This window comes from Mangrovibacter plantisponsor, assembly GCF_003182475.1.
In the GTDB taxonomy this organism is placed as follows: Bacteria; Pseudomonadota; Gammaproteobacteria; order Enterobacterales; family Enterobacteriaceae; genus Mangrovibacter; species Mangrovibacter plantisponsor.
Genome location: NZ_QGTS01000021.1, coordinates 44,722 through 65,282 on the forward strand (window position 1 = coordinate 44,722; position 20,561 = coordinate 65,282).

Sequence of the window (20,561 nt, forward strand, 5' to 3'; positions counted from 1 at the left end):
ATTTGTTGTTGACCCTCGCCTTTACGCAAGATAACAGCCAGACTTAAACCAAAGACGTAGTCTGCCCGGGCATTGTGCTTTACACTGCGCGCTGCGAAATTGAGTGAATAACGAGTAAGTAAGCGGTAATGACCATGAAAGGAACAATCACAACCTGGTTCCAGGACAAAGGTTTTGGGTTTATCAAAGATGAAAACGGCGATAACCGCTATTTTCATGTCATCAAGGTTTCCAACCCTGAACTGATTAAGAAAGATGCGGCGGTAACCTTTGAGCCAGGCACCAATAACAAAGGGTTATCAGCCTTTGCGGTGAAAGTGGCACCAGAAAGCAAACACCTGTATATCGCCGGTGAGCGCGTGAAACTCACGTCGATTAAGTCTTACCTGGTTTACAGTGAAGAAGAGCCTGCCGACACCCGGATTGATAAAGAAAACGCAGTGTTGTCTGTCGGCATACTGATGAACAGCATCAGGCCGAAATCGGCACAAAAAACTGGTGAGATGCGCTCAGTGAAAAAACTGGCGATCACCACTTTCCAGGGGACCACGTTAATCTTCACCGAAGATGAAATAGACATTGATGCAACAGTGAAAATGCTCAAAGTCTGACACGTTCAGTGCCGGGGCAGAAACACCTGCCCATGGCTTCTTCCCTGGCGTTCTCCCCACGTGCCTGAACCTGCCTGCAGCTACTTCATCAGCACCTGAAATTGTGGGTTAAACTCGTCAAAAATTGGCAGGGCTGCCGCCCCAAGTGCTGCGGTGTCCATGCCCGACATCCCCATTTTCACCCGCATGCCATCCAGGTAGCGCCCGCGTACCGACTGGTAAAACGGTGGCAGGCGCGCCAGCACTTTCTCCAGCAATAGCGCTGGCATCATGCCGCCCACTACCACGGTCTGCGCATCAAAAATACACTCCAGCATATTAATCGCCTGGCGCAGAGGTGGCAGCGCTGTCTCTACCCAGCGGTCAAACAGCGCGCCATCTACAGCCAGCAAGTCATCGGGCAGCGCCTGGTAAGGGTCAAGGCCGCAAAATTCATACGCTGCTTGTAAAGAGACATAACGCTCAAGGCAGCCATGGTTCCCGCAATAACAGGCCTTACCACCGGGCTGAACCACTATGTGCCCTACTTCCCCCGCATTATGCGCATGGCCCGAGTAAATATGGCCATCAGTAAAAATACCGGCTCCCAGGCCAGTACCAATATACAAGTAGATAAATGAACTGAGCTGGCGGGCCACGCCATGAAAACGCTCACCGATTGCCGCAACCGTGGCATCATTCTCCAGCGTCACAGGCAGGCCAGTCAGTTCAGAGAGCGTGGCGGCAACATCAACGTGCTGCCAGCCATTCAATGTTGTCGGCCCGGCAGAAGAAATCCCTTCCACACCAAATGGCCCGGGCATTACCACCCCGGCACCCAGCACTTTTTGCCAGTCCAGCTCCGGTAACGCTTTTATCTCATCAATAACCGCCATAATGCGCGCAAATGTGGCATCGGGCTGGGGCTTTTGCACCATAATAAGGCGGCGAAAATGAACTTCACCGGCCAGGTCCACCAGCACAATAATTAAAGTCTGGTGATCCAGATGGATCCCAACTGACCAGGCGCTGGCCGGGTTCAGGCTGACCGGAACCGCTGGTTGACCACGCCCGGTCACTTTGCGTGGCGCATGGCTGAGTAAAATTTCTGCCTGTTGTAGTTCCGCCACAATGTTTGACACGGTTTGCGGTGTCAGCGCGGTAAGCCGCGCCAGCTCTGCCCGAGTCAGCTCACCGTGCAGCCGAATAGTTTCAATAACCACTCGCCGGTTGTGTGCGCGCGCGTGTTCAAGGTTGGTTCCTGAGGTTTTCATCTGTTCCTTTCCTGGTGCCCCTGCGGGCAGTATCTTCTGCCCCCTGGCGGATAGCAACGGTTAAGCAAGCTTTGTGCCCTGTTCACTGGCTGGCATAAAGTTTGCTTAAAGCTTAATCAGTGAAGGCGAAGTCAGCCGGACCTTTTTGTCATCCTGATTAAATCAATCAAATTGATTTAATAAATCATAAACGGTTTTACGCCTTGTCACCCGGTTGCACACAGCAAAAAAAGCCACCCGGGGAACAGGGCTGGGGGAGAACACCATGCGTCACCACAATACACACCGCTTGCGTCTCAGCCTGCTGGCAATGCTGGCAGTTTGTACCAGCGCCACGGCCGCCACACAAATCAACGCCTTGTTTATGACCCAGGCGGCCTACAGCGAAAACGATATTCGTGCCATGACCAGTGATTTCCAAAAACAGCACCCGGACATTCACGTCAACCTGGAGTTTGTGCCTTATGAAGCGCTGCATGACAAAATCGTCGCAGCCCGGGGCGCAGGCACCAACGGCTACGATGTAGTGCTGTTTGATGCTATCTGGCCGGCTGAGTTTACCCGCTTTAACCTGCTGCAGGATGTCAGTGCACGCATTCCCGACGCTGAACGTGAAAAGATTTTCCCGGGTGCCATGAACACCGTGGTTTATAAAGGGAAAACGCTGGGCATGCCGTGGATTCTGGATACCAAATATCTCTACTACAACAAAGCCATGCTCAGTAAAGCCGGGATAACCCAGCCGCCAGCCACCTGGCAGCAGGTGATGGACGATGCCAAAATCATTAAAGATAAAGGCATTGTGAAATACCCGCTGGTCTGGAGCTGGTCGCAATCTGAGGCTCTGGTGTGCGATTACACCACGCTGGTATCAGGTTTTGGCGGCAGCTTCTATCACAACGACAAACTGGATTTCAGTTCCCCGGCCTCGCTCGCTGCGCTGAAACTGATGAAAAGCTCGCTGGATGAAGGCCTGACTAACCCGGCTTCACGTGAATACCTTGAAGAAGATGTGCGTAAAGCCTTCTCTAATGGTGATGCCGCCTTCGCCCTGAACTGGACCTACATGTACAACATGGCCAATGACCCGAAACAGAGCAAAGTGGCGGGTGATGTCGCGATTATGCCAGCCCCGGGCGATGCGCCAGGCAAAGCCGGTGCGGTAAATGGCTCGATGGGCTTAGGTATCACTCAGGGTAGCCAGCATCCGGAACAGGCATGGCAGTTTATCAGCTATATCACTTCACAACCGGTACAGGCTAAATACGCCAAACTGAGCCTGCCCATCTGGAAAGCATCTTATACCGACCCGGCGGTCGCCCAGGGCCAGGAGAGCCTGATTAAAGCCGCGAATACTTCGTTGAATGTCATGCTTTCCCGCCCGGAAACAGCAGACTATTCACGCCTGTCTAATACCCTGCAGCAACACCTCCAGGCGGTATTACAAGGCAAAGCCACACCACAAGACGCCATGAAAGCTGTAGATAAAAGCGCGGCACGACTGCGTTAAGGAAGCGTGATGCTGAATTTGCAACAACGCGAACACCGTCAGGCATGGGTGCTGTTAGCACCCATGGTTATCATGATGCTGTTGCTGACAGCCTGGCCGTTGCTGCGTACCCTGTGGTTAAGTTTTACCGATGCAGCGCTTATCAGCACCGGGACCAGCCCAAACTATATTGGGCTGGATAACTACTTATACGCCCTGACTGACCCGGATTTCCGGGATGCATTTGGCCGTACGCTCTACTTCACCATTGTTTCTGTGGCGATTGAGGGCGTACTGGGCGTATTAGTCGCACTACTGCTTAACCAAAAGTTCGTCGGGCGCAACATTCTACGGGTGTTGGTGATCCTGCCATGGGCGCTTCCCACCATTGTTAATGCCATGATGTGGCGGCTGAACTTTAACCCGGATTACGGCAGCATCAATGCCCTGCTCACTCAACTGGGTATTCTGGACAGTTATCGTTCCTGGCTTGGCTCAACCGACGCCGCACTGAACAGTGTGATGTTTGCCGATATCTGGAAAAACTACCCACTGGTGACATTGCTGGTGCTCGCGGCGCTGCAATCCATACCGGAAGACCTGTACGAAGCCGCAAGGCTTGATGGCGCCAGTGCGTGGCGGCGTTTTCGCGCCATCACCTTTCCGGCCATTGTCGCCCCGCTGGGCGTGGCTTTGGTTCTGCGCACCATTGATGCCTTCAAAGTTTTCGACATCATCTACGTTATGACGCGTGGTGGCCCGATGGACAGCACCAAAACCCTGAGCTTTTTCGTTTACCAGGAGTCGTTCAGCTATATGCGGGCAGGCAGCGGCGCGGCTTACGCCATTCTGATGGCGCTGATGTGTGCTGTATTGATTGCCATTTACCTGCTGATGCTGTTGCGCCAACGCCGTCGGAGTACTGCCCATGAAGCGTAAAATTCGCACTATTCTGCGTTACCTGGCAGCCCTGGTCGTGGCATTGTCTATTCTGGGCCCGATGGCGTGGCTATTTTTAATGAGTGTCAGCTCTACCGCCGACCTCACCCGTATCCCGCTTGAATGGTTACCACGCCAGTGGGATTTCAGCCGCTATGCAAGCCTGGTTTCACTGGAGCCTGGTAAGCCGGGAGCACTCTTTTTGCACGCGCTGTTAAACAGCATTCTGGTTGCCTGTGGCGCCACACTGGTGTCGCTGGTGCTTGCGGTTCCGGCCGCATTCAGCTTTTCCCGCTACCCAGGCCGTGATGGGTGGTTGTATGCCGGGCTGGGCATTTACATGGTGCCTCCCGTTGCCTTTGTACTGCCGCTCTATTTTATTCTTGAACAACTCGGGCTGCTGAATACCCGCACGGGCCTGGTTCTGGTTTATTGCTCGCTGATCCTGCCCTTTCTCACCTGGATGCTCAAAAACCAGTTCGATACCCTGCCCCGCGATATTGAACAGGCGGCCCGGCTTGATGGTTTGCGGTTTTGGCAGGTTCTGTTGCGCATCACACTGCCACTGGCGAAACCGATGCTGGGTGCTTCAGCACTGTTTGGCTGGCTACTGGCCTGGGATGAATTTTTCTACTCACTGCTGTTTACCAGCAATATCGCCGCACAAACACTGCCCGTAACGATTGCCGGTTTTACCGCCGGGCGCGCAACCGATGATGGCCTGATAGCGGCAGTCGGCATTCTGGCATCCGTTCCGCCCCTGTTTATTGCTATCTGGCTGCAAAAAACGCTGGTTGGCGGGCTTGCCAGCGGTGGAAGTAAAGGATAACTATGCACAATTTAACCACGCCTGTGCTGTATGTCGCGGGCAATATCAATGTCGATATTATTATGGGCACCCTGGCGCAGTGGCCCTTACCTGGCACAGAAGCCATGCTGGAGCACAGCGCGCTGCGCCCTGGTGGTTCAGCCGGGAACTGTGCACTGGCTCTCGCCGCAATGGAGATTCCCCACCGGGCTATTTCCTGCCAGGGCAATGATGCCTTCACGCCGTGGCTCGCCGGGTACTTTCCACAAAGCGCTGCCGGGTGGCCGCGTTATGCCTGCGAAACGTCTTTCACCGTGGGCGTAACACACCCGGACAAAGAACGGTCTTTTCTCAGCAATTACGGCCATATTACCCGTCTCAGCGCCGACGACATTCTGCAACAACTGCCGGAACAAGCCATCCCCGGGGATATTGTCCTGCTGTGCGGCACTTTTTTATGCAGCACACTGTTCAGCCAGTACTCCACCCTGCTGCCCGCGCTGCGCAAGCGCGGTTACCGCATCGCGGTGGATACCGGCTGGCCGCCCTCCGGCTGGACACCAGCATTGCGCGCTGGCGTATATACCTGGTTACCCGACTGCGACTGGTTATTGCTCAACGAGGTGGAGACCCTGGGGCTGAGCGGGCTGGAAAACCTGGATGACGCCGGAGCGGAACTTGCCCGGCAACTCAACGGCCGGGGGGGATGTGTGGCGAAATGCGGCCCGGATGGCGCCCGGTTATGGACCACACAGCACAAACAGCACGCTCCGTGCCAGCCAGTCTGCGTTATTGACACCATTGGCGCCGGAGACAGTTTTAATGCCGGTTTTCTGGCCGCACTTTGCCAGGCACAGCCCCCCGAAGAAGCGTTGTACTGGGGAAATGCCGTTGCCGCCCATGCCATCAGTAGTTCACCACGCAGTTACCCTGACTGGCAGGCGTTACAACACCATATAGAGGAGATGTCACATGGCCGGGGTTGAACTGGTAAAAGTTGCCAAGCGTTACGGGAAGCAAACTGTTTTGCACCCACTGGACCTGACCATTCCTGATGGCAGCTTCACCGTGCTGGTAGGCCCTTCCGGATGTGGTAAATCCACCCTGCTGCGGCTGCTCGCGGGTCTGGAAAGCGCCTCTGACGGGGCGATTTTAATGAACCAAAAACAGATTAACGACCTTGACCCGGCCGACCGGGATATCGCTATGGTGTTTCAAAGCTACGCGCTCTATCCCCACCTGACTGTCGCTGAAAACCTTGCTTTTCATATGCAGGTTAAAAAGGTGGATAAAACCACGCAAAAGAGCAAAATCACCCAAATAGCCACCATGCTGGGTATTGATAAATTGCTCAGCCGCTACCCACGGGCCTTGTCCGGCGGGCAGCGCCAGCGTGTGGCGATGGGCCGCGCTATGGTGCGTAACCCTCAGGTATTTTTGTTCGACGAGCCACTGTCCAACCTCGATGCCCAGCTACGTATGGAACTGCGTGCGGAAATAAAATCCCTCCATCAGCGTTTTAAAACCACCATGATTTATGTCACCCACGATCAGGTTGAGGCCATGACACTGGCCGACCAAATTGTGGTGATGCGTGACGGTGTCATTGTTCAGCAAGGCAGCCCGTTAACTATCTACGACCAGCCACGCAACACTTTTGTGGCCCGCTTTATTGGTTCACCGCCAATGAACCTGCTGGAAGGCACTATTCAGCTTCGCCCGGGCGAGCCAGGCGTGCAGTGTGGTGAACTCTGGATACCGCTGCCTGCTCACTGGCACGAAGCCGCACGCATACAGGGCGACCAACCGGTCATCGCCGGGCTACGCCCACAAGATATTGTTATCGCGCCACAAGGCAGCAGCGCTCAGGTGAATATTATGGAAGTCACCGGGGAATCCACATTGCTGCATCTGGACTGGCAAGGGTTTGCCATTCACGTTCAGGTAACGGGGCGGCCTGAAACCGGGCCCGGGCAAACGCTGGCGTTAGTGGCGAAAAGCGACAAACTGCATTTGTTTGATAAAGCAAGCGGAGAACGGCTGGTTCAAGGAGAATAATGTGAGTAGTAACGGGGGCCTGAAGCCCCCGTTCAGATTGATGAAAAAGAAGGAAAAAGCGTGGTTTTTCCTTCTTTTTAGTTAGCAGGCGAAAATCAATGACTTGATTTTCCTGTTTTTTTATTGGGTGACATCCTCTCGTTCTGTGCGAACATGAGGTTTGTCATCAGACTCAACGGGGGCCTGAAGCCCCCGTTTAATATAGTCATGTAGCAATAAACTCAGAACGACTCCCAGTCATTCTCTTTGTGACCACCACCCGCCAGCGCCAGTTGGCCTTTTTTCGCCGAAGACAGTCCTTTACGCGCTGCTGGTTTCGCCTGATTACCACTCGCATCACCCGGCAGGCGGAACACCGAAACAATTTCAGTCAACCGGTGAGCCTGCTCTTCCAGGGATGCCGAAGTACCGGAAGACTCTTCCACCAACGACGCGTTCTGCTGCGTTACGGTATCCATCTGAGAAATCGCGCTTCCCACCTGGGAAATACCTTTGCTCTGTTCCACAGATGCTGATGCAATCTCCGACATAATGCTGGTTACACTGGAGACAGATTTCAGGATGTTATCCATCGTGGTGTTTGCCAGGGAGACCTGCTCATAACCGGTGTTAACATTGCTGACTGATTCATCAATCAGGGTTTTGATCTCTTTTGCCGCACCCGCACTGCGCTGAGCCAGGTTACGTACTTCACTGGCTACTACCGCAAACCCGCGCCCTTGTTCACCAGCACGAGCAGCTTCAACCGCTGCGTTAAGCGCCAGAATGTTGGTCTGGAATGCAATACTGTCGATAACGTTGATGATATCGGCGATTTTCTGCGAGCTGCTGGTGATATTTTTCATACTACTGATAACACCCTGCACCACTTCACCGCCTTCATTCGCCGCTTTGGATGCTGTTTGTGCCAGCGTACTGGCCTGTGCTGCGTTATCGGCGTTCTGTTTTACTACGGCGCTCAACTGTTCCATGCTGGCTGCCGTTTCAGTCAGTGCTGCTGCCTGCTCTTCCGTACGTGACGACAAATCAACGTTACCTGCGGCAATTTCACTGGAGCCGTGGTAAATCTCGCTGGCACTGCCACGAATTTGTGAAACGGTTTTCACCCAGTTTTGCTGCATGGTTTCCAGAAAAGGAATTAACTGGCCCACTTCGTTATTACCCAGTGGCTGTGTGGATTTATCCAGATGGCCTTGTGATAACACCTGCAAATGTTGTTTTACCCACTCCAGTGGGCGGCCAAGGAACACGGATAAGTAACGTTCACTCAGCACCAGGATCACCAGACCAATAACCATGGTGATAATAATGGTGGTACGCGCCACAGAAACCCAATTATTAATACGGCCATTGGCTGCCGTTTTAAGATCCTGAATTTCCTGGTTATAGGCGAGAATGGCGTCGGTGAAATTGGTGCGTAACGGGTTATATTTATCACTTGTCAGTTGAGTAAATGCTTCCAGGTTATTTGCTTTCACCGTGTCGAACATCGGTTTAATTGCCTGGTTAAACAGTCTCAGTGAGCTGTTGTAAATATTATCAATCGACGTGCTGCTGATATTGGCATGGTCTGTCACTTTGAACTGATTAAGCCCACCCTGCAGGAAATCGATGTCTTTACCAATCCCATCCACTAACTGCTGGTAACTGGCTGTATCCCCATTTTTTTGTGCAACCATTGCACGGTCCATAGCCAGTTTAACCTGGTAGTAACGCGCACTGGCACCATTAATGATATCGCCATTCACCTGCTGAACATTGGTGAGCGCGACTTCTTCTTTCAGGCTGCCCAAAGCATGCAGAGAGAAAAAAGACACGCCACTCCACAGCAGAGTGAACAGGATAAGGATAGATAACATCATAACCTTAATTTTAAGGTTGCGAATAAAGTGCATATAACCCCCGGAAGTATTGAACTGATAACAAAACGAGTGCTGAGATGAGAAACAGGAACACAACCTGATGCCGTTGCATCAATTCCGTGTCTGGTGCGCAACACCTGCATGTAATATCGGCACAATTACATTTTTAATTAATATTTTTATCACTTCACTCACACTGAAAGCACAGAAAGAATATCAATTAACACACTGTTTTAACTGCATTTATTAAAAGCACAAAAACAAAAATGTTAATAAAATTATCACTAATAAAAAAATATTCAGCCAAAAGGAATAATTTTTAATAATTAAAACAATCCAACAAAAGTATGATTTATTCATTAATTAAGCAGGGCTAACTGAGAATAAAACACATTTCATTCCCACTAACATATCTTTACATTACCACCGAGAACAATCTGAATTAAAAACAGCTCCATACTTTGTTCACAATTGTCCCTTATATACCTCAGTTAATAACGAGGCAGAGAAAAACCCTGCCTCACGTAACGAAGAACCCGATGAAATCCCGCTACCGGGAGACCATTGAATACCAGTCTGAGGATGACATGAACAAATTAGTCGCACTTTCTGCTTTACTGGCCTTTGCCGCTGCTCCCATTGCTCAGGCAGCGCCACAACCGCAGCAAGAGCAAAACAACCAACAGATGCTGCACAAAAAAGGCCATAACCAGAATAATGGTTCTCATAAAGACCAGCACCAGAGCAACCATAACGGTAATCACAACAGCAATCACAAAGACAACCACAAGGGTTCGCAAGGCAAACCCGGCCAGAATGGCGGACAAAATATGAAACCGGGGCAGACTGGTAGTCACAATATGAAACCCGGCCAGAATGGCGGGCAGAATACGAAACCGGGACAGAACAGTAACGGTGATAACAAACTGCCAGTACAACCACGCTAAGTTGGCACTTATCCGTTTCTGAATGCACAGAAGGAAACCCTGAGGGTTTCCTTCTTGTTTAATGCATTACATTGTTGTTCGTACGCTGGAACGGTAAAACCCGCCACAATTGCAACTGACGGCAGGCCACATTACCCGGTAAAAACACCCGGCCCTTTTACAGAAAGAACATTAAGGACACGTAACGCTGCCCCATTCGGTTTTTTTTCACCACGTTCCCATTTGGAGACAGTCACAACAGACATATTCACAAGTTCAGCCAGCATTGCCTGGCTCAGGTGGTAGCGGCTACGCAGCGTACGAATTGCATCACCATTCATTTCAGTAATCACAGGTAAACGTTCGCGGAATTCACGTAATCTCACACGCGAATCAATGTAACCGACAGTGTCTTCAGAAATCCCACCATGAGGAAGCATATCGTGAGCCATTTCCTGCAAATCTTTCAGATGGTCAACCATTACATTTAACCTCTCTCATCGTGCTATTTTTAATCTGTGCCGCAATTTGTTCTTGCGTCATATTCTGAAGATCAGCAGCGAATTTACGATAGCCTTTAAGGGCATCATCAGGAATCTCTTTACCTCTGTTACTGATATTCGACTTCAGGTAACCATTAATAAAGAAGAAATTCCGCCCGGTTTGAAAGGCAATAATTGCACGGGCTCCATAACTTTTCCCCTTTCCTGGCAGAGGGATACGTTTTTTGATAATCCCACCGCCCAGGTCACCTTCAAAAAGGCCTTTCATAATTTCATTTGCTGCACTACATAAATCTGCATCACTAATGCTGCCACCTCTGGTGTTCTTATCGAACACCTTTAAAACATAAATCTCCATGGCGGATTCCTTGCGTGTTGTCAGGGTATCCCTCTCCAGACTACGCAAGCTATAATACTAAGGATTATAGGTTATAACAATGTGGGTTTGTTTTACCCGGTAAAAACACCCGGCACGTTGCACAGATTCGCCTTTATGCTTTGCGGGCTATCAGTACATAACTCAGAAGCGCTAACAAATAGCTCCCGCCCAGCACTACCCCCATAGAGATAAAAGACGTGCCGCCAATACCGGTTAAAGGTGCGCTCACGCCACCCATCATAAACATTAAGGTACCTAAAAAAGCAGATGCAGTGCCTGAATGTTGACCTTGCGCTTGCATCGCCATGGCTCCGGCCAGGGTACAAACGGCACTGTTTATGGATACGGCGATGAACAATACAGGAACAACCGCAGCCAGGGGTGCCCTTACTACACCGCACAGCAACAGTACCACCGCAGCAATGACCGACAGAACCAGAGCGCCAACCAGAACCGGCTTTTCTCCCCAACGGGCCGAGAGTTTCACTGTGCCAAGGGAAAACACAATAAGCCCGGCACCATTCAAAGCAAACAGGTAGCTATACTGCTGTGGCGTCAGTTGCCAGTGAGACTGAAAAACATAAGATGAGGCACCAATGTAAGCAAATAACCCGGCCAGCATAAACCCCTGCACCAGGCACAACCCCATGAAGCGCTGGTCCCGCATCACTGCAATAAATGATGCCGCCATATTACTTTGCTGTTTTTGCCGCCGTTGTGGTGGGTAACTTTCGGCTAATTTGGTGGACACAACAACCAGCATCACAATCCCCACCAGCGCCAGAGTAATAAACAGCCCCTGCCAGCCAGTCAGCGCCAGTTGCAACCCACCTAATACCGGTGCGGCTATTGGTGCCACACCGTTAATTGCCATCAGTAAGGCAAAAAACTGCGTCAGCTCTGGCCCGGCGTAACAGTCACGCGCAATGGCCCGGGATAACACCGCGCCACCAGCCCCGGCCAGCCCCTGGATAAAACGCGCCGCCATTAAACCAGACATACTGGTTGCTACCGCGCAGCCAATTGAAGCCAGAATAAAAATAACCAGAGAAGCCAGCAGTGGTACTTTGCGCCCCATTCGGTCACTTAACGGGCCGAAAACCAGTTGCCCCAACCCCAGGCCAACCAGAGATGCGGTGAGGGTCAGTTGCGTCGCAGAAGTGGATACCTGTAAATGGGCCGTAATATCCGGCAACGCAGGTAGATAAAAATCGGTGCACAGTGGCCCCAACGCGGCCAGCATCCCTAGTATCAGGGCATACAGCGTGCGTTGTTGTATTGACATGGTTTAGTCCTTTTTCCTGGTATTATTGCTCTGAGTATCCGGAAACAGGGTGTGCAATATGGCAAGGTAATTACTTTGCAAACATTGCGCATCAATTGGCCGGTGCGGGCGAACATGGCGACGCAGCAGTGTGCCTTCAGTGAGCACCGCCATCACTTCACTCAGCGCGTTAACCTGAATAGTATCCAGATGCGGGTAGCGCGCTTTCAGCATGGCGCACCCTTGTTCAAATAAATTCAGGTCAGCCTCAACCACCAGTTGAGCAATGCGTGGGTTACGGGTTGCTTCAGCACTGATTTCCAGCAGCAATGCATCATCGCGGCTGTCAAATGCGGCAATACCGGCCAGGCTCCGGGTAAACTCATCTGCCTTGCGCACTAAATCATGATTAACGGCCAGCATATGTTCCACCCTGGCACTAATAATCACCTTGATAATGGCTTCCACAATGGCGTCTTTATTCTGAAAACAGCGGTAGATTTGGCCCGGCCCAAGCTGTGCTTCCCGTGCAATATCCGCCATAGAAGTGCCATGCAGCCCTTTATCCCGAAAGCATGCCCGGGCGGCCTGAATAATCGCGTTGCGCCTGGCGTCCTGGCGGCTTATGCGGTCCGTAGTCATAAATTTCCCGTGATTGCAGGAGTTGAGAGGATCACAACCCACAGATGAGAACGTTCATTCTCGTTTAAACCACGAAAAGATTCAAGAAACAGTGGTAAGCAATTTGTGCCAATGAGAAACACCGCTGGCAGCAGGCAGGGAAATGCGCCAGAAATTTGGCGCATTGTTACGGTTACCCATGAGCTACACGGTCTGCCTGTGCAAATACGCCACGCGCGACGGAAACTGCTTTCAGCACCGCAGGGAACCCTGCGTACAGCGCCATTTGTAGCATCACTTCTGTAATCTCTTCACGGCTGCAACCCACATTCAGTGCTCCCTGAATATGCACCGCCAGTTGAGGCTCGCAGTGGCCCATCGCAGTCAGCGCCGCAACCGTTGCGATTTCCCGTGATTTAAGATTAAGTTGCGGGCGGGAATAAATATCACCAAAGCCAAATTCCACAATATAGCGGCCAAGATCAGGGCAGATATCCGCCAGCCCATTGACCACATTTTCGCCTGCTTCGCCATCAATCTCAGCAAGCTTTGTTAACCCTCTTTCATAGCGTGACTGTTGCATGTGTTACCTCCGGTTAGTCAGTTCAGGTAACAGGCTAAAAGTTAGAGCACACTCTAAGTCAAGGGGATATTACCAACCACAAACAGGCCAATGTTACCCAAAGGTAATCACGCCGGATCACTCTGATGCGCCACTTGTTCCCGCAATGCCTCATCATAAAAAGCAATTTTGCTGTCCAGTGCCTGCAGATGCGCCTGAGCCTGAGCAATATGCGCCTGCAATACCGCCTGGTGTTCCGCCAGCATTTGCCGCCGTTGCAAAAGCGTTGCGGCGCCTTTTTCCCGTAACATGGCATAGGCGCAAATTTGTGCCAGAGGCATACCGGTCTCTTTCAGGCGGGTAATGAATTTGACCCATTCAATATCTTTCTCCTTAAACTGCCGGTGCCCACTGGTATCGCGTGCAATACGCAGCAACCCTAAGGTTTCGTAATAACGCAGGGTGTATGGGCTTAACTGAGTACGTTCGGCAAAACGGGCAATTTTCATCAGTTCTCCTGAACCTTACTGTTACCCGCACAATAAGAGAGCTCTTATTCGCAGGGGCTAATATTAGTGGGGGTTATGTGTTTATTCTTTATTACAGACCAACAGCCCGGCAATTAAAATATCGCCATATCTTATTCAGTTATCACCGAAGAAAACGGTTGTCATTGCCCTGTATCCACGACCAGTGGGCACTTGTGTTCATTTTTCATCGGTTGGCATTCCAGCGTACTTTTCGCCCTGCTCTGGTGCATTTAACGCACCATCCGCAAACATAAGCCCCGTTTTGATCCAGCCCGTTTTCCCCATGCCTGCTGCAACGCTGTATATTTACATCTAAATTAAAATTGGCACGTTTAATGCTTAATCATTGTTGAACAATATCATCAGGGGTTCGACATGAAAAAAGTCATCGCATTACTGGGCAGTGCCACAACCATTCTGGCGTCATTGCCAGCTCTGGCGAACGGCACGTTACAGCCGGGCAACCTTACTATCGGTTCCGACTTAACTTACCCACCTTATAACTTTATGAACAACAACCAGCCTGCCGGTTTTGATGCTGAGTTTATGCAGTTGATCGGCAACGATATGCATCTGAAACCTAAGGTTAAAGACACCCGTTTCGCCAGCCTGATAATGGGCCTGAAAAGCCAAAAATTTGATGTCATTGCATCAACGCTATATGTCACCCCCGAACGAGCACAGCAGGTGGATTTTATCCCCTACATGAAAACGGGTGGCTCACTGATGGTGAAACAGGGCAGTACATGGCAGCCCAAACAGCCGCAGGATCTCTGCGGGAAAAAAGTCGGATCCATTAAAGGCGGTGCATGGATCCCTAAATTGCAAAAAGTTTCCGCGGATTATTGCCAGGTGAAAGGGCTCGGCGCTATCGATGTGAAGGAATTTCCTTCCTCACCCGAAACAACTCAGGCTCTGCTTTCTGGCGCCATTGACGTTCAGTACGAAGATGCCGCTGTCGCCAAAGCGACGGTTGAAAAAACCGGTAACCGCCTGGTTATCAGTTCTGACAGCGTGTTGTACCCGGTAGTAGTTGGCCTGGCCGTAAACAAAAACAACACAGCTCTGCGCGACCAGTTGCAAAAAGCATTTGGGGATGTGGTGAAAAATGGCGAATACGCAACGTTACTGAAGAAATACAACGTACAAATGCCCAGTGCCGAAGAGATCAACAAAGCGCTGGCTGGCACGCTGTAACTACTTACCGGTTCGGGAGAGAGCATTATGCAGTTTGACTGGCATTATCTGTTCAGTTTATTCACCTTTGCCGATTTCTGGCATGCCAGTTGGCTGGTTGTGCAATTAAGTTTGCTGACCTGGGTTGGCGGAGTAGTTCTGGGGCTGGGTCTGGCCTTTGCCCGCCAGTCTCCCCGCCGCTGGGTTAGCCAGGCTGCCGCAGTCTATATCTGGCTGTTCCGTAGCCTGCCTTTGCTGGTGTTACTGATTTTTATCTTTAACCTGCCACAGATGATCCCGGCAAGTGGTGCGTTGCTGAGCAGCCCGTTTATCGCGGGAGCTATTGCGCTTATTTTAAGTGAAACGGCATATATTGCTGAAATTCATCGGGGCGGGTTAATTTCCGTACAGCGCGGGCAATATGAGGCGGGCAAAGCACTGGGGCTGGGTAATGGGCAAATTCGCCTCAAAATTATCATTCCCCAGGCCCTGCGTATCTCTCTGCCAACGCTTGTGAACGAGTTTATTACCATTGTAAAAATGACGTCCCTGGTCTCGGTCATTTCACTTTCCGAAATACTGATGGTCGGTGAGCGGTTATATACCGAAAACTTCAAGGTGATGGAGACATTACTGGCTGTTGCCTGTTACTACGTGTTGATAGTCACCTTGTTTGAGCGCTTGTTTTCCTGGCTGGAAAAAAGCCTGGATATTCAGCGCCGCCAGCCCGCAATGATTGACGCTGAACAAGTGCGTGCCACCTTACCCGCGCTGGTTCCTGGCACCCGGCGCAGTGTGAGCCCTTCAGCCAAACCCATTCTGGAACTGAGCGATATCCACAAAGCGTTCAATGGGAAAACCGTACTCAACGGCATTAACCTGGCCGTACGCCCGGGGGAAATTATCTCCATCATCGGGCCATCCGGCTCCGGGAAAACCACGCTTATCCGCACCATTAATGGCCTGGAAACGCTGGATGGCGGCACTGTACGGCTGCTGGGCAACGACTTTATTGAGGCCGGCCAGGCTGAAAATGCGCTCGCCTGGCGCAGTAACATCACCAAACTCGGCATGGTCTTTCAGGGCTTTAACCTGTTCCCCCATAAAACGGTGCTGGAAAACCTGATGCTGGCTCCACACCTGCACTTTGAAGAACAGCGGGAAAGCTTAAAACAACGCTGCCTCGCCATGCTGGACAAAGTGGGCATGCTCGAACACGCCAACAAATACCCGCATCAGTTATCTGGTGGCCAGCAACAACGTGTCGCCATTGCCCGCACGCTGGTGATGCGCCCCAGTGTGGTTCTGTTTGATGAACCCACATCGGCCCTTGACCCTGAACGCGTCAGCGAAGTGCTGGATGTTATCGCCCGACTGGCCCAGGAAGGCATCACCATGCTGATAGTGACTCATGAAATGAAGTTTGCGTTCACCATTTCCGACCGGGTGGTGTTTATGGAGCACGGCAATATTGAAGTGGATGCCGCACCCAGTGCTATCCTGCAGATGCGAGAACATCGCATTAACCGTTTCATTCAGGATATGGCAACTGCCTGAGGCCGCAAAGATGCTCAGTTTGAAAATCGAATTACCCGAAGAAATGTCTGCAGACACACTGCCCGCTTTCCAGCGCATTGCGGTGCTGTTAAGGGAAAACATTATTAACGGCAATCTGCAGGCCGGACAGGCGCTGGCGGAAAACGAACTGGCGGCCCTGTGCGATACCTCGCGCAATACTCTGCGCGAAGCCTTGCGGTTTTTGCATGGTGAAGGGCTGATGGATTATCAGCATAACCGTGGCGTATTTGTTCGCCAGTTAACCCAGCGAGATGTGCGGGACATTTATAAAGCGCGCCGCTACCTGGAAGTGCTGGCAATACAGTCTTCGTCCACTATCAGTGAATTTCACCTGCATAAAATGGCCGGGCAACTCGACCTTGCAGTAACCGCCGCCAACAACAACGACTGGCGCACTTTCGGGACACACAGCCTGCGCTTTCACCAGCGCATCGTCCACATGCTCGGCTGCGCCCGGTTCAATGAGTTTTTCAGCGTATTGCTTGCTCAGTTACGTCTGTTGTTTGCCAGTGGGGAGCACGAAGGTAACTTCCAGCGCCCCTGGCTTGAACGCGACCAGGCTATTTTTGGCCTGCTGAAAGCACAACGTAATGAAGAAGCCTGCCAGTCGCTCACTGCTTATCTTGAACAATCTGAACAACAGATTATGTCTGCGTTTACCACGCGAATGAACGGAGTTTAATATGTCTTCTTATCCTGCTGCATACCAGAGCACCAAGGGCTCAGCCCTGGATGTTGATCGTGACTTTTACCAGGCTCTGGCTGATGGCAAACGGACTCAGGTTTCCCAACACCTGGTGCCGATTCGTACCGGTTATGCCTGGGAGGTTCCGGCTGGCCATATTTTTCGCATAACCACCCCACAAGGCCCGCAAGTGGGCGACCTGAACATGTGGAACCTGCATAACCCACGGGAAAGAATGTGGGTATCACGTACCCGCCAGTTACAGCGTGCCCATTTGTCCACCTTTGACCGGCTGTGGTCCACACTGCCGTTTATGCGCCCTGTTGCTACGATCACGGCTGATTCACTGGCTGATTATGGTGTGGATGAACACGGCGGGCGTGTCCATGATCTGCTGGGCACCCGTTGTGATCCTTATGTCAACAAGCTGCTGACAGGTGAAGATTTTGATTTTCACTGCCACTCCAACCTGACCCGGGCAATTCAACCCTGGGGGCTAACTGAATTTGACGTGCATGACGTTATGAATGTGTTCCAGTGCACCGGGCTTAACGATGAAGATAAATACTTTATGAAAGCCTGCCCGGCGCGCAAAGGTGACTATCTGGAGTTCTTCGCCGAAATCGATTTGTTGTGCGCTATTTCTACCTGCCCGGGTGGCGATCTCTCGCTGCCAATGTGGGGAGATGAAGCCGAAGACACCCTGAAAGTGTGCCGCCCTTTAGGTATTGAAATTTACCAGCCGGACCCGGCACTGTTAGCTGGTTGGGAATCACCTAAGTCGCCAGACTACAAAGGGAACCACGGCATGAAGTTGAATGCAGTAAATTGGTAACTGAGTTTGTGTTGTGTGGTTGCGTTATTTTCAGGGAAGAGGAATAACGCTTTTTTCCACACTCACAGTTTTCGGGGCAAAGGGGTATCCCGCCCCGTTACCCTTCTCCAGCGCCAGGCGTAACGCACCGCCACCACGGCCACAAAACCAACGAGAATAATCATGCCAGTACCTCCACGCAGCCTGTATCAAAACCCAGTTGCCGGATAAGCCGTTTCTGCCACTCAGGGACACTCAACTGGTGCTTTTTCACCCGCCGCCGGTACAACACATACAACGGGTAACGGGAAACGACATCATCGCGAAACTGCAGATAACGTGGCGACAGGCTCCACAACCAGGCGCGTTGTATCCAGAAATCAACCAGCCACAAATTCTTTGCCATTCCACGGCCATGCAACGCACAGAAAGCAAATAGATAGGCGATATAAGCCCGGTAATCGCCACTGATATTCCCCGACAGCAAAATTGCCGGGCAGAGTTGCTCCAGGCCTTGCTGGACTTTTTCCGGGAAATCAGACAGTGCCAGTGTGCAGGCAAGATCATAGCGGGCAAGTGCATGCCCGGCTTGCTGAGACTGGTATAACAACGTTTCCCTCGCCTCTGCGAGGCGTGTTACTTCCAGAGGCCGGGACTCCCGCAAGAGCTGCCTTTCCAGTAAACGGCTATGTAAAAACCAGGCGTGTGCATCCCCCTGTTCACCGGCCTTAGTAAAAACATGTTGGGCCTGTAATTCATTCTCCTGCATAGCCATGGCAGACAGAGCCCGCGGATTCGCACCCGACTGCGCATCGGCCAGAAACAGTGCAGCCTGGCGCCCACCCTGCTGTGCGGCAAGCAGAAGTATTCTTCCCAGAGCCTTGCCATACCCCAGTGCGGCAAGGTTATTACAGGCCTGCCACAACGCTGCCGCATTCGCGTGCTGAATTCTGGCCTGCAGCGCCAGTAACTGGCTGGCAGATAACGCCTGTTTCAGTCCACAAATGCCCTCTGGCGTCGCCGCCAGTAATGCCAGCAAAGCATCCAGCACAGAGCTTCCCCGGGCGCGGGTCAGAGCAACCAGTTTTGCCAGCACTTGTTGCCTGTCCGGCTGTGGTGCGGTTGCATTGCCCAACACAAGCGCCAGAAGCGAGAAAACGTGGTCACTGTAGGTTAACCAAAAAGCCGGAGCGTCTATGGCAGCAAGTGCTGCCACGCACTGATAAATCTGCCCGGTAAACCAGGACGTTAACCGCCACTCTCGCCCGTACCGGTTAAACAAAAAATGTTCGCAAAACCGGGCATAAGCCAAATAACCACTGGCCTGAGCTTCAGGATGTAAAGGAAGAGACAGCAACTGACGAAAACGCGCATCCAGGCGGCGAATACGGTACGTTTTCCCCGGCAAAGGCCACAACACCGGGTTATTTATCTTGTCATATATCTTCGCGCGCCACAGTTGGTTACGCACCGGCAGCGCCAGGTTCTGGCAATGCTCGCTACTGAGAAAATGGTTCACTGCCTGGTAACGCGCGTCTCCATAATGCAGAGGAGATAATAACCGTACCCACTGTTCACGAGCGGCGATATTTGCCGGGTCGCACTCCATTGTACGGTTAAACCAATACAGTGCCGGGAAACGTGTTTCTGAGTAAGTAGGCAACCGCAATGACAGCGAGACTGGCCCTTTATCAAGCGGCAATGCACCGTACTGCCGGGCAAAAGCCAGTGCGTCTTCACCAAACTGATGTGCCGGGAACGTCACTGGCCATAAGCCATTTTTTGCTCCGGCGGGCGTACCCAGGTAGCCCGCTGCATTCATCAGCAGCATAAAGACTGTGGGGCAATAACTGCCGGAGGCTATTGCCTGTACTGCCCATGAAAAACCCGCGGTATTTGCAACCACCACGCGGGGTACAGGCTGCCCGCCAGGGGCAACTGATGCACCAGTCCGAAGTGTTTCACTGGCAATAGCAAACCAACTCTCTGCCAGCAATAAGCAGGGAGTGGCATCTTCCGGGCAGGCAAAGTGCCATGCCAGCAACTGAGCATGCACATCGTCACGAGCAAGCTGATTTTGTGGAAACAAAAAAGCCAGCGAACTTATCAATGCCAGCCTGCCCGCAGGCAACTGGGTATATTGAGCCTGCCGCACAGAGTGGAAAAACAGGCTAAGTGCCCGGTAGTTTTTTTCTTTTAGCAAGCAATGCAGGTGGTGCTGCAATTCATATAATTCATCCAGAGATGAATACATCCACACGCCCCATTAATTCTCAAACAAAATCAGCCAGTCGCAGAGGAGTTCCTCTGTAACCGGCAAAGATAAACATAAATTAGCCGAATCCTGGCGTAAGCGTTGATTTAAGTCAATTTACCAGGTTTAGTTGGTTTACAGCTAACCAGTTGAAATAACTAAAATTAACCTAACAGACAATTAAGAATTATCCTACAATATATATATTTACAATAATAACAAAAGTTCATCAACTTCAGTTGATTATAT

General features: G+C 51.5%; 20 protein-coding genes. 11 read left to right on the forward strand and 9 right to left on the reverse strand.

Annotation, left to right across the window (positions count from 1 at the left end; all coding sequences use genetic code 11):
- The first annotated feature begins 128 nt into the window (after positions 1-128).
- Positions 129-611 (forward strand): cold-shock protein, encoded by a 483-nt coding sequence (locus DES37_RS23240; protein ID WP_110028040.1) that lies wholly within the window; start codon positions 129-131, stop codon positions 609-611.
- Positions 612-691: 80 nt separating this feature from the next.
- Here the strand turns inward: DES37_RS23240 and DES37_RS23245 are convergent, their stop codons facing one another.
- Positions 692-1,864, reverse strand: a complete 1,173-nt coding sequence (locus DES37_RS23245; protein ID WP_036110310.1) for an ROK family transcriptional regulator — start codon at positions 1,862-1,864, stop codon at positions 692-694.
- 310 nt (positions 1,865-2,174) lie between these two features.
- Here DES37_RS23245 and DES37_RS23250 point away from each other — a divergent pair, with 310 nt between their 5' ends.
- The 5 genes from DES37_RS23250 to DES37_RS23270 are packed head-to-tail and all read left to right on the forward strand — an operon-like array spanning position 2,175 to position 7,158.
- The gene (locus DES37_RS23250) at positions 2,175-3,374 is read left to right on the forward strand and encodes an extracellular solute-binding protein (RefSeq protein ID WP_425451736.1); all 1,200 of its coding nucleotides are present in this window, start codon (positions 2,175-2,177) and stop codon (positions 3,372-3,374) included.
- 9 nt (positions 3,375-3,383) lie between these two features.
- The gene (locus DES37_RS23255; protein WP_110028042.1) at positions 3,384-4,292 is read left to right on the forward strand and encodes a carbohydrate ABC transporter permease; all 909 of its coding nucleotides are present in this window, start codon (positions 3,384-3,386) and stop codon (positions 4,290-4,292) included.
- Positions 4,282-5,121: a carbohydrate ABC transporter permease gene (locus DES37_RS23260; protein ID WP_036110318.1), complete on the forward strand. Its 840-nt coding sequence runs from the start codon at positions 4,282-4,284 to the stop codon at positions 5,119-5,121. Before DES37_RS23255 ends, DES37_RS23260 begins: the two co-directional genes overlap by 11 nt.
- A 2-nt stretch (positions 5,122-5,123) precedes the next feature.
- Positions 5,124-6,086: a carbohydrate kinase family protein gene (locus DES37_RS23265; RefSeq protein ID WP_110028043.1), complete on the forward strand. Its 963-nt coding sequence runs from the start codon at positions 5,124-5,126 to the stop codon at positions 6,084-6,086.
- Positions 6,073-7,158, forward strand: a complete 1,086-nt coding sequence (locus tag DES37_RS23270) for an ABC transporter ATP-binding protein (RefSeq protein ID WP_110028044.1) — start codon at positions 6,073-6,075, stop codon at positions 7,156-7,158. Before DES37_RS23265 ends, DES37_RS23270 begins: the two co-directional genes overlap by 14 nt.
- A gap of 221 nt (positions 7,159-7,379) precedes the next feature.
- Here DES37_RS23270 and DES37_RS23275 read toward each other — a convergent pair whose 3' ends face one another.
- Positions 7,380-9,053: a methyl-accepting chemotaxis protein gene (locus tag DES37_RS23275; RefSeq protein WP_110028045.1), complete on the reverse strand. Its 1,674-nt coding sequence runs from the start codon at positions 9,051-9,053 to the stop codon at positions 7,380-7,382.
- Between the two features lie 506 nt (positions 9,054-9,559).
- Between DES37_RS23275 and DES37_RS25550 the strand changes: the two genes are divergently transcribed.
- Positions 9,560-9,967, forward strand: coding sequence for a hypothetical protein (locus DES37_RS25550; protein ID WP_146211550.1), 408 nt, complete (start codon positions 9,560-9,562; stop codon positions 9,965-9,967).
- A 131-nt stretch (positions 9,968-10,098) separates the two neighbouring features.
- Here the strand turns inward: DES37_RS25550 and DES37_RS23285 are convergent, their stop codons facing one another.
- The 6 genes from DES37_RS23285 to DES37_RS23310 form a co-directional block, all read right to left on the reverse strand.
- The gene (locus tag DES37_RS23285) at positions 10,099-10,428 is read right to left on the reverse strand and encodes a helix-turn-helix domain-containing protein (RefSeq protein WP_036110332.1); all 330 of its coding nucleotides are present in this window, start codon (positions 10,426-10,428) and stop codon (positions 10,099-10,101) included.
- Entirely contained in the window at positions 10,421-10,807 is a 387-nt protein-coding gene (locus tag DES37_RS23290; RefSeq protein ID WP_110028047.1) for a type II toxin-antitoxin system RelE/ParE family toxin, read from the reverse strand. The genes DES37_RS23285 and DES37_RS23290 overlap by 8 nt, the downstream gene beginning before the upstream one ends.
- A 133-nt stretch (positions 10,808-10,940) precedes the next feature.
- Positions 10,941-12,113: a multidrug effflux MFS transporter gene (locus tag DES37_RS23295; RefSeq protein WP_110028048.1), complete on the reverse strand. Its 1,173-nt coding sequence runs from the start codon at positions 12,111-12,113 to the stop codon at positions 10,941-10,943.
- 3 nt (positions 12,114-12,116) lie between these two features.
- The gene (locus tag DES37_RS23300) at positions 12,117-12,734 is read right to left on the reverse strand and encodes a TetR/AcrR family transcriptional regulator (RefSeq protein ID WP_110028049.1); all 618 of its coding nucleotides are present in this window, start codon (positions 12,732-12,734) and stop codon (positions 12,117-12,119) included.
- A 172-nt stretch (positions 12,735-12,906) separates the two neighbouring features.
- Positions 12,907-13,296 (reverse strand): carboxymuconolactone decarboxylase family protein, encoded by a 390-nt coding sequence (locus tag DES37_RS23305; protein ID WP_110028050.1) that lies wholly within the window; start codon positions 13,294-13,296, stop codon positions 12,907-12,909.
- A 107-nt stretch (positions 13,297-13,403) separates the two neighbouring features.
- Positions 13,404-13,784 carry a MerR family transcriptional regulator gene (locus DES37_RS23310; RefSeq protein ID WP_110028051.1) on the reverse strand — a complete coding sequence of 127 codons (381 nt, stop codon included), beginning with the start codon at positions 13,782-13,784 and terminating at the stop codon, positions 13,404-13,406.
- 396 nt (positions 13,785-14,180) lie between these two features.
- Here DES37_RS23310 and DES37_RS23315 point away from each other — a divergent pair, with 396 nt between their 5' ends.
- The 4 genes from DES37_RS23315 to DES37_RS23330 are packed head-to-tail and all read left to right on the forward strand — an operon-like array spanning position 14,181 to position 18,079.
- Entirely contained in the window at positions 14,181-15,002 is an 822-nt protein-coding gene (locus tag DES37_RS23315; RefSeq protein WP_110028052.1) for an ABC transporter substrate-binding protein, read from the forward strand.
- 27 nt (positions 15,003-15,029) lie between these two features.
- Positions 15,030-16,538, forward strand: a complete 1,509-nt coding sequence (locus DES37_RS23320; RefSeq protein ID WP_036110359.1) for an amino acid ABC transporter permease/ATP-binding protein — start codon at positions 15,030-15,032, stop codon at positions 16,536-16,538.
- A 10-nt stretch (positions 16,539-16,548) separates the two neighbouring features.
- Positions 16,549-17,241 carry a GntR family transcriptional regulator gene (locus tag DES37_RS23325; protein WP_036110362.1) on the forward strand — a complete coding sequence of 231 codons (693 nt, stop codon included), beginning with the start codon at positions 16,549-16,551 and terminating at the stop codon, positions 17,239-17,241.
- A 1-nt stretch (position 17,242) separates the two neighbouring features.
- Entirely contained in the window at positions 17,243-18,079 is an 837-nt protein-coding gene (locus DES37_RS23330) for an urea carboxylase-associated family protein (protein ID WP_036110364.1), read from the forward strand.
- 160 nt (positions 18,080-18,239) lie between these two features.
- Here DES37_RS23330 and DES37_RS23335 read toward each other — a convergent pair whose 3' ends face one another.
- Positions 18,240-20,312 carry a DUF4034 domain-containing protein gene (locus tag DES37_RS23335; RefSeq protein WP_110028053.1) on the reverse strand — a complete coding sequence of 691 codons (2,073 nt, stop codon included), beginning with the start codon at positions 20,310-20,312 and terminating at the stop codon, positions 18,240-18,242.
- Positions 20,313-20,561: the final 249 nt, after the last annotated feature.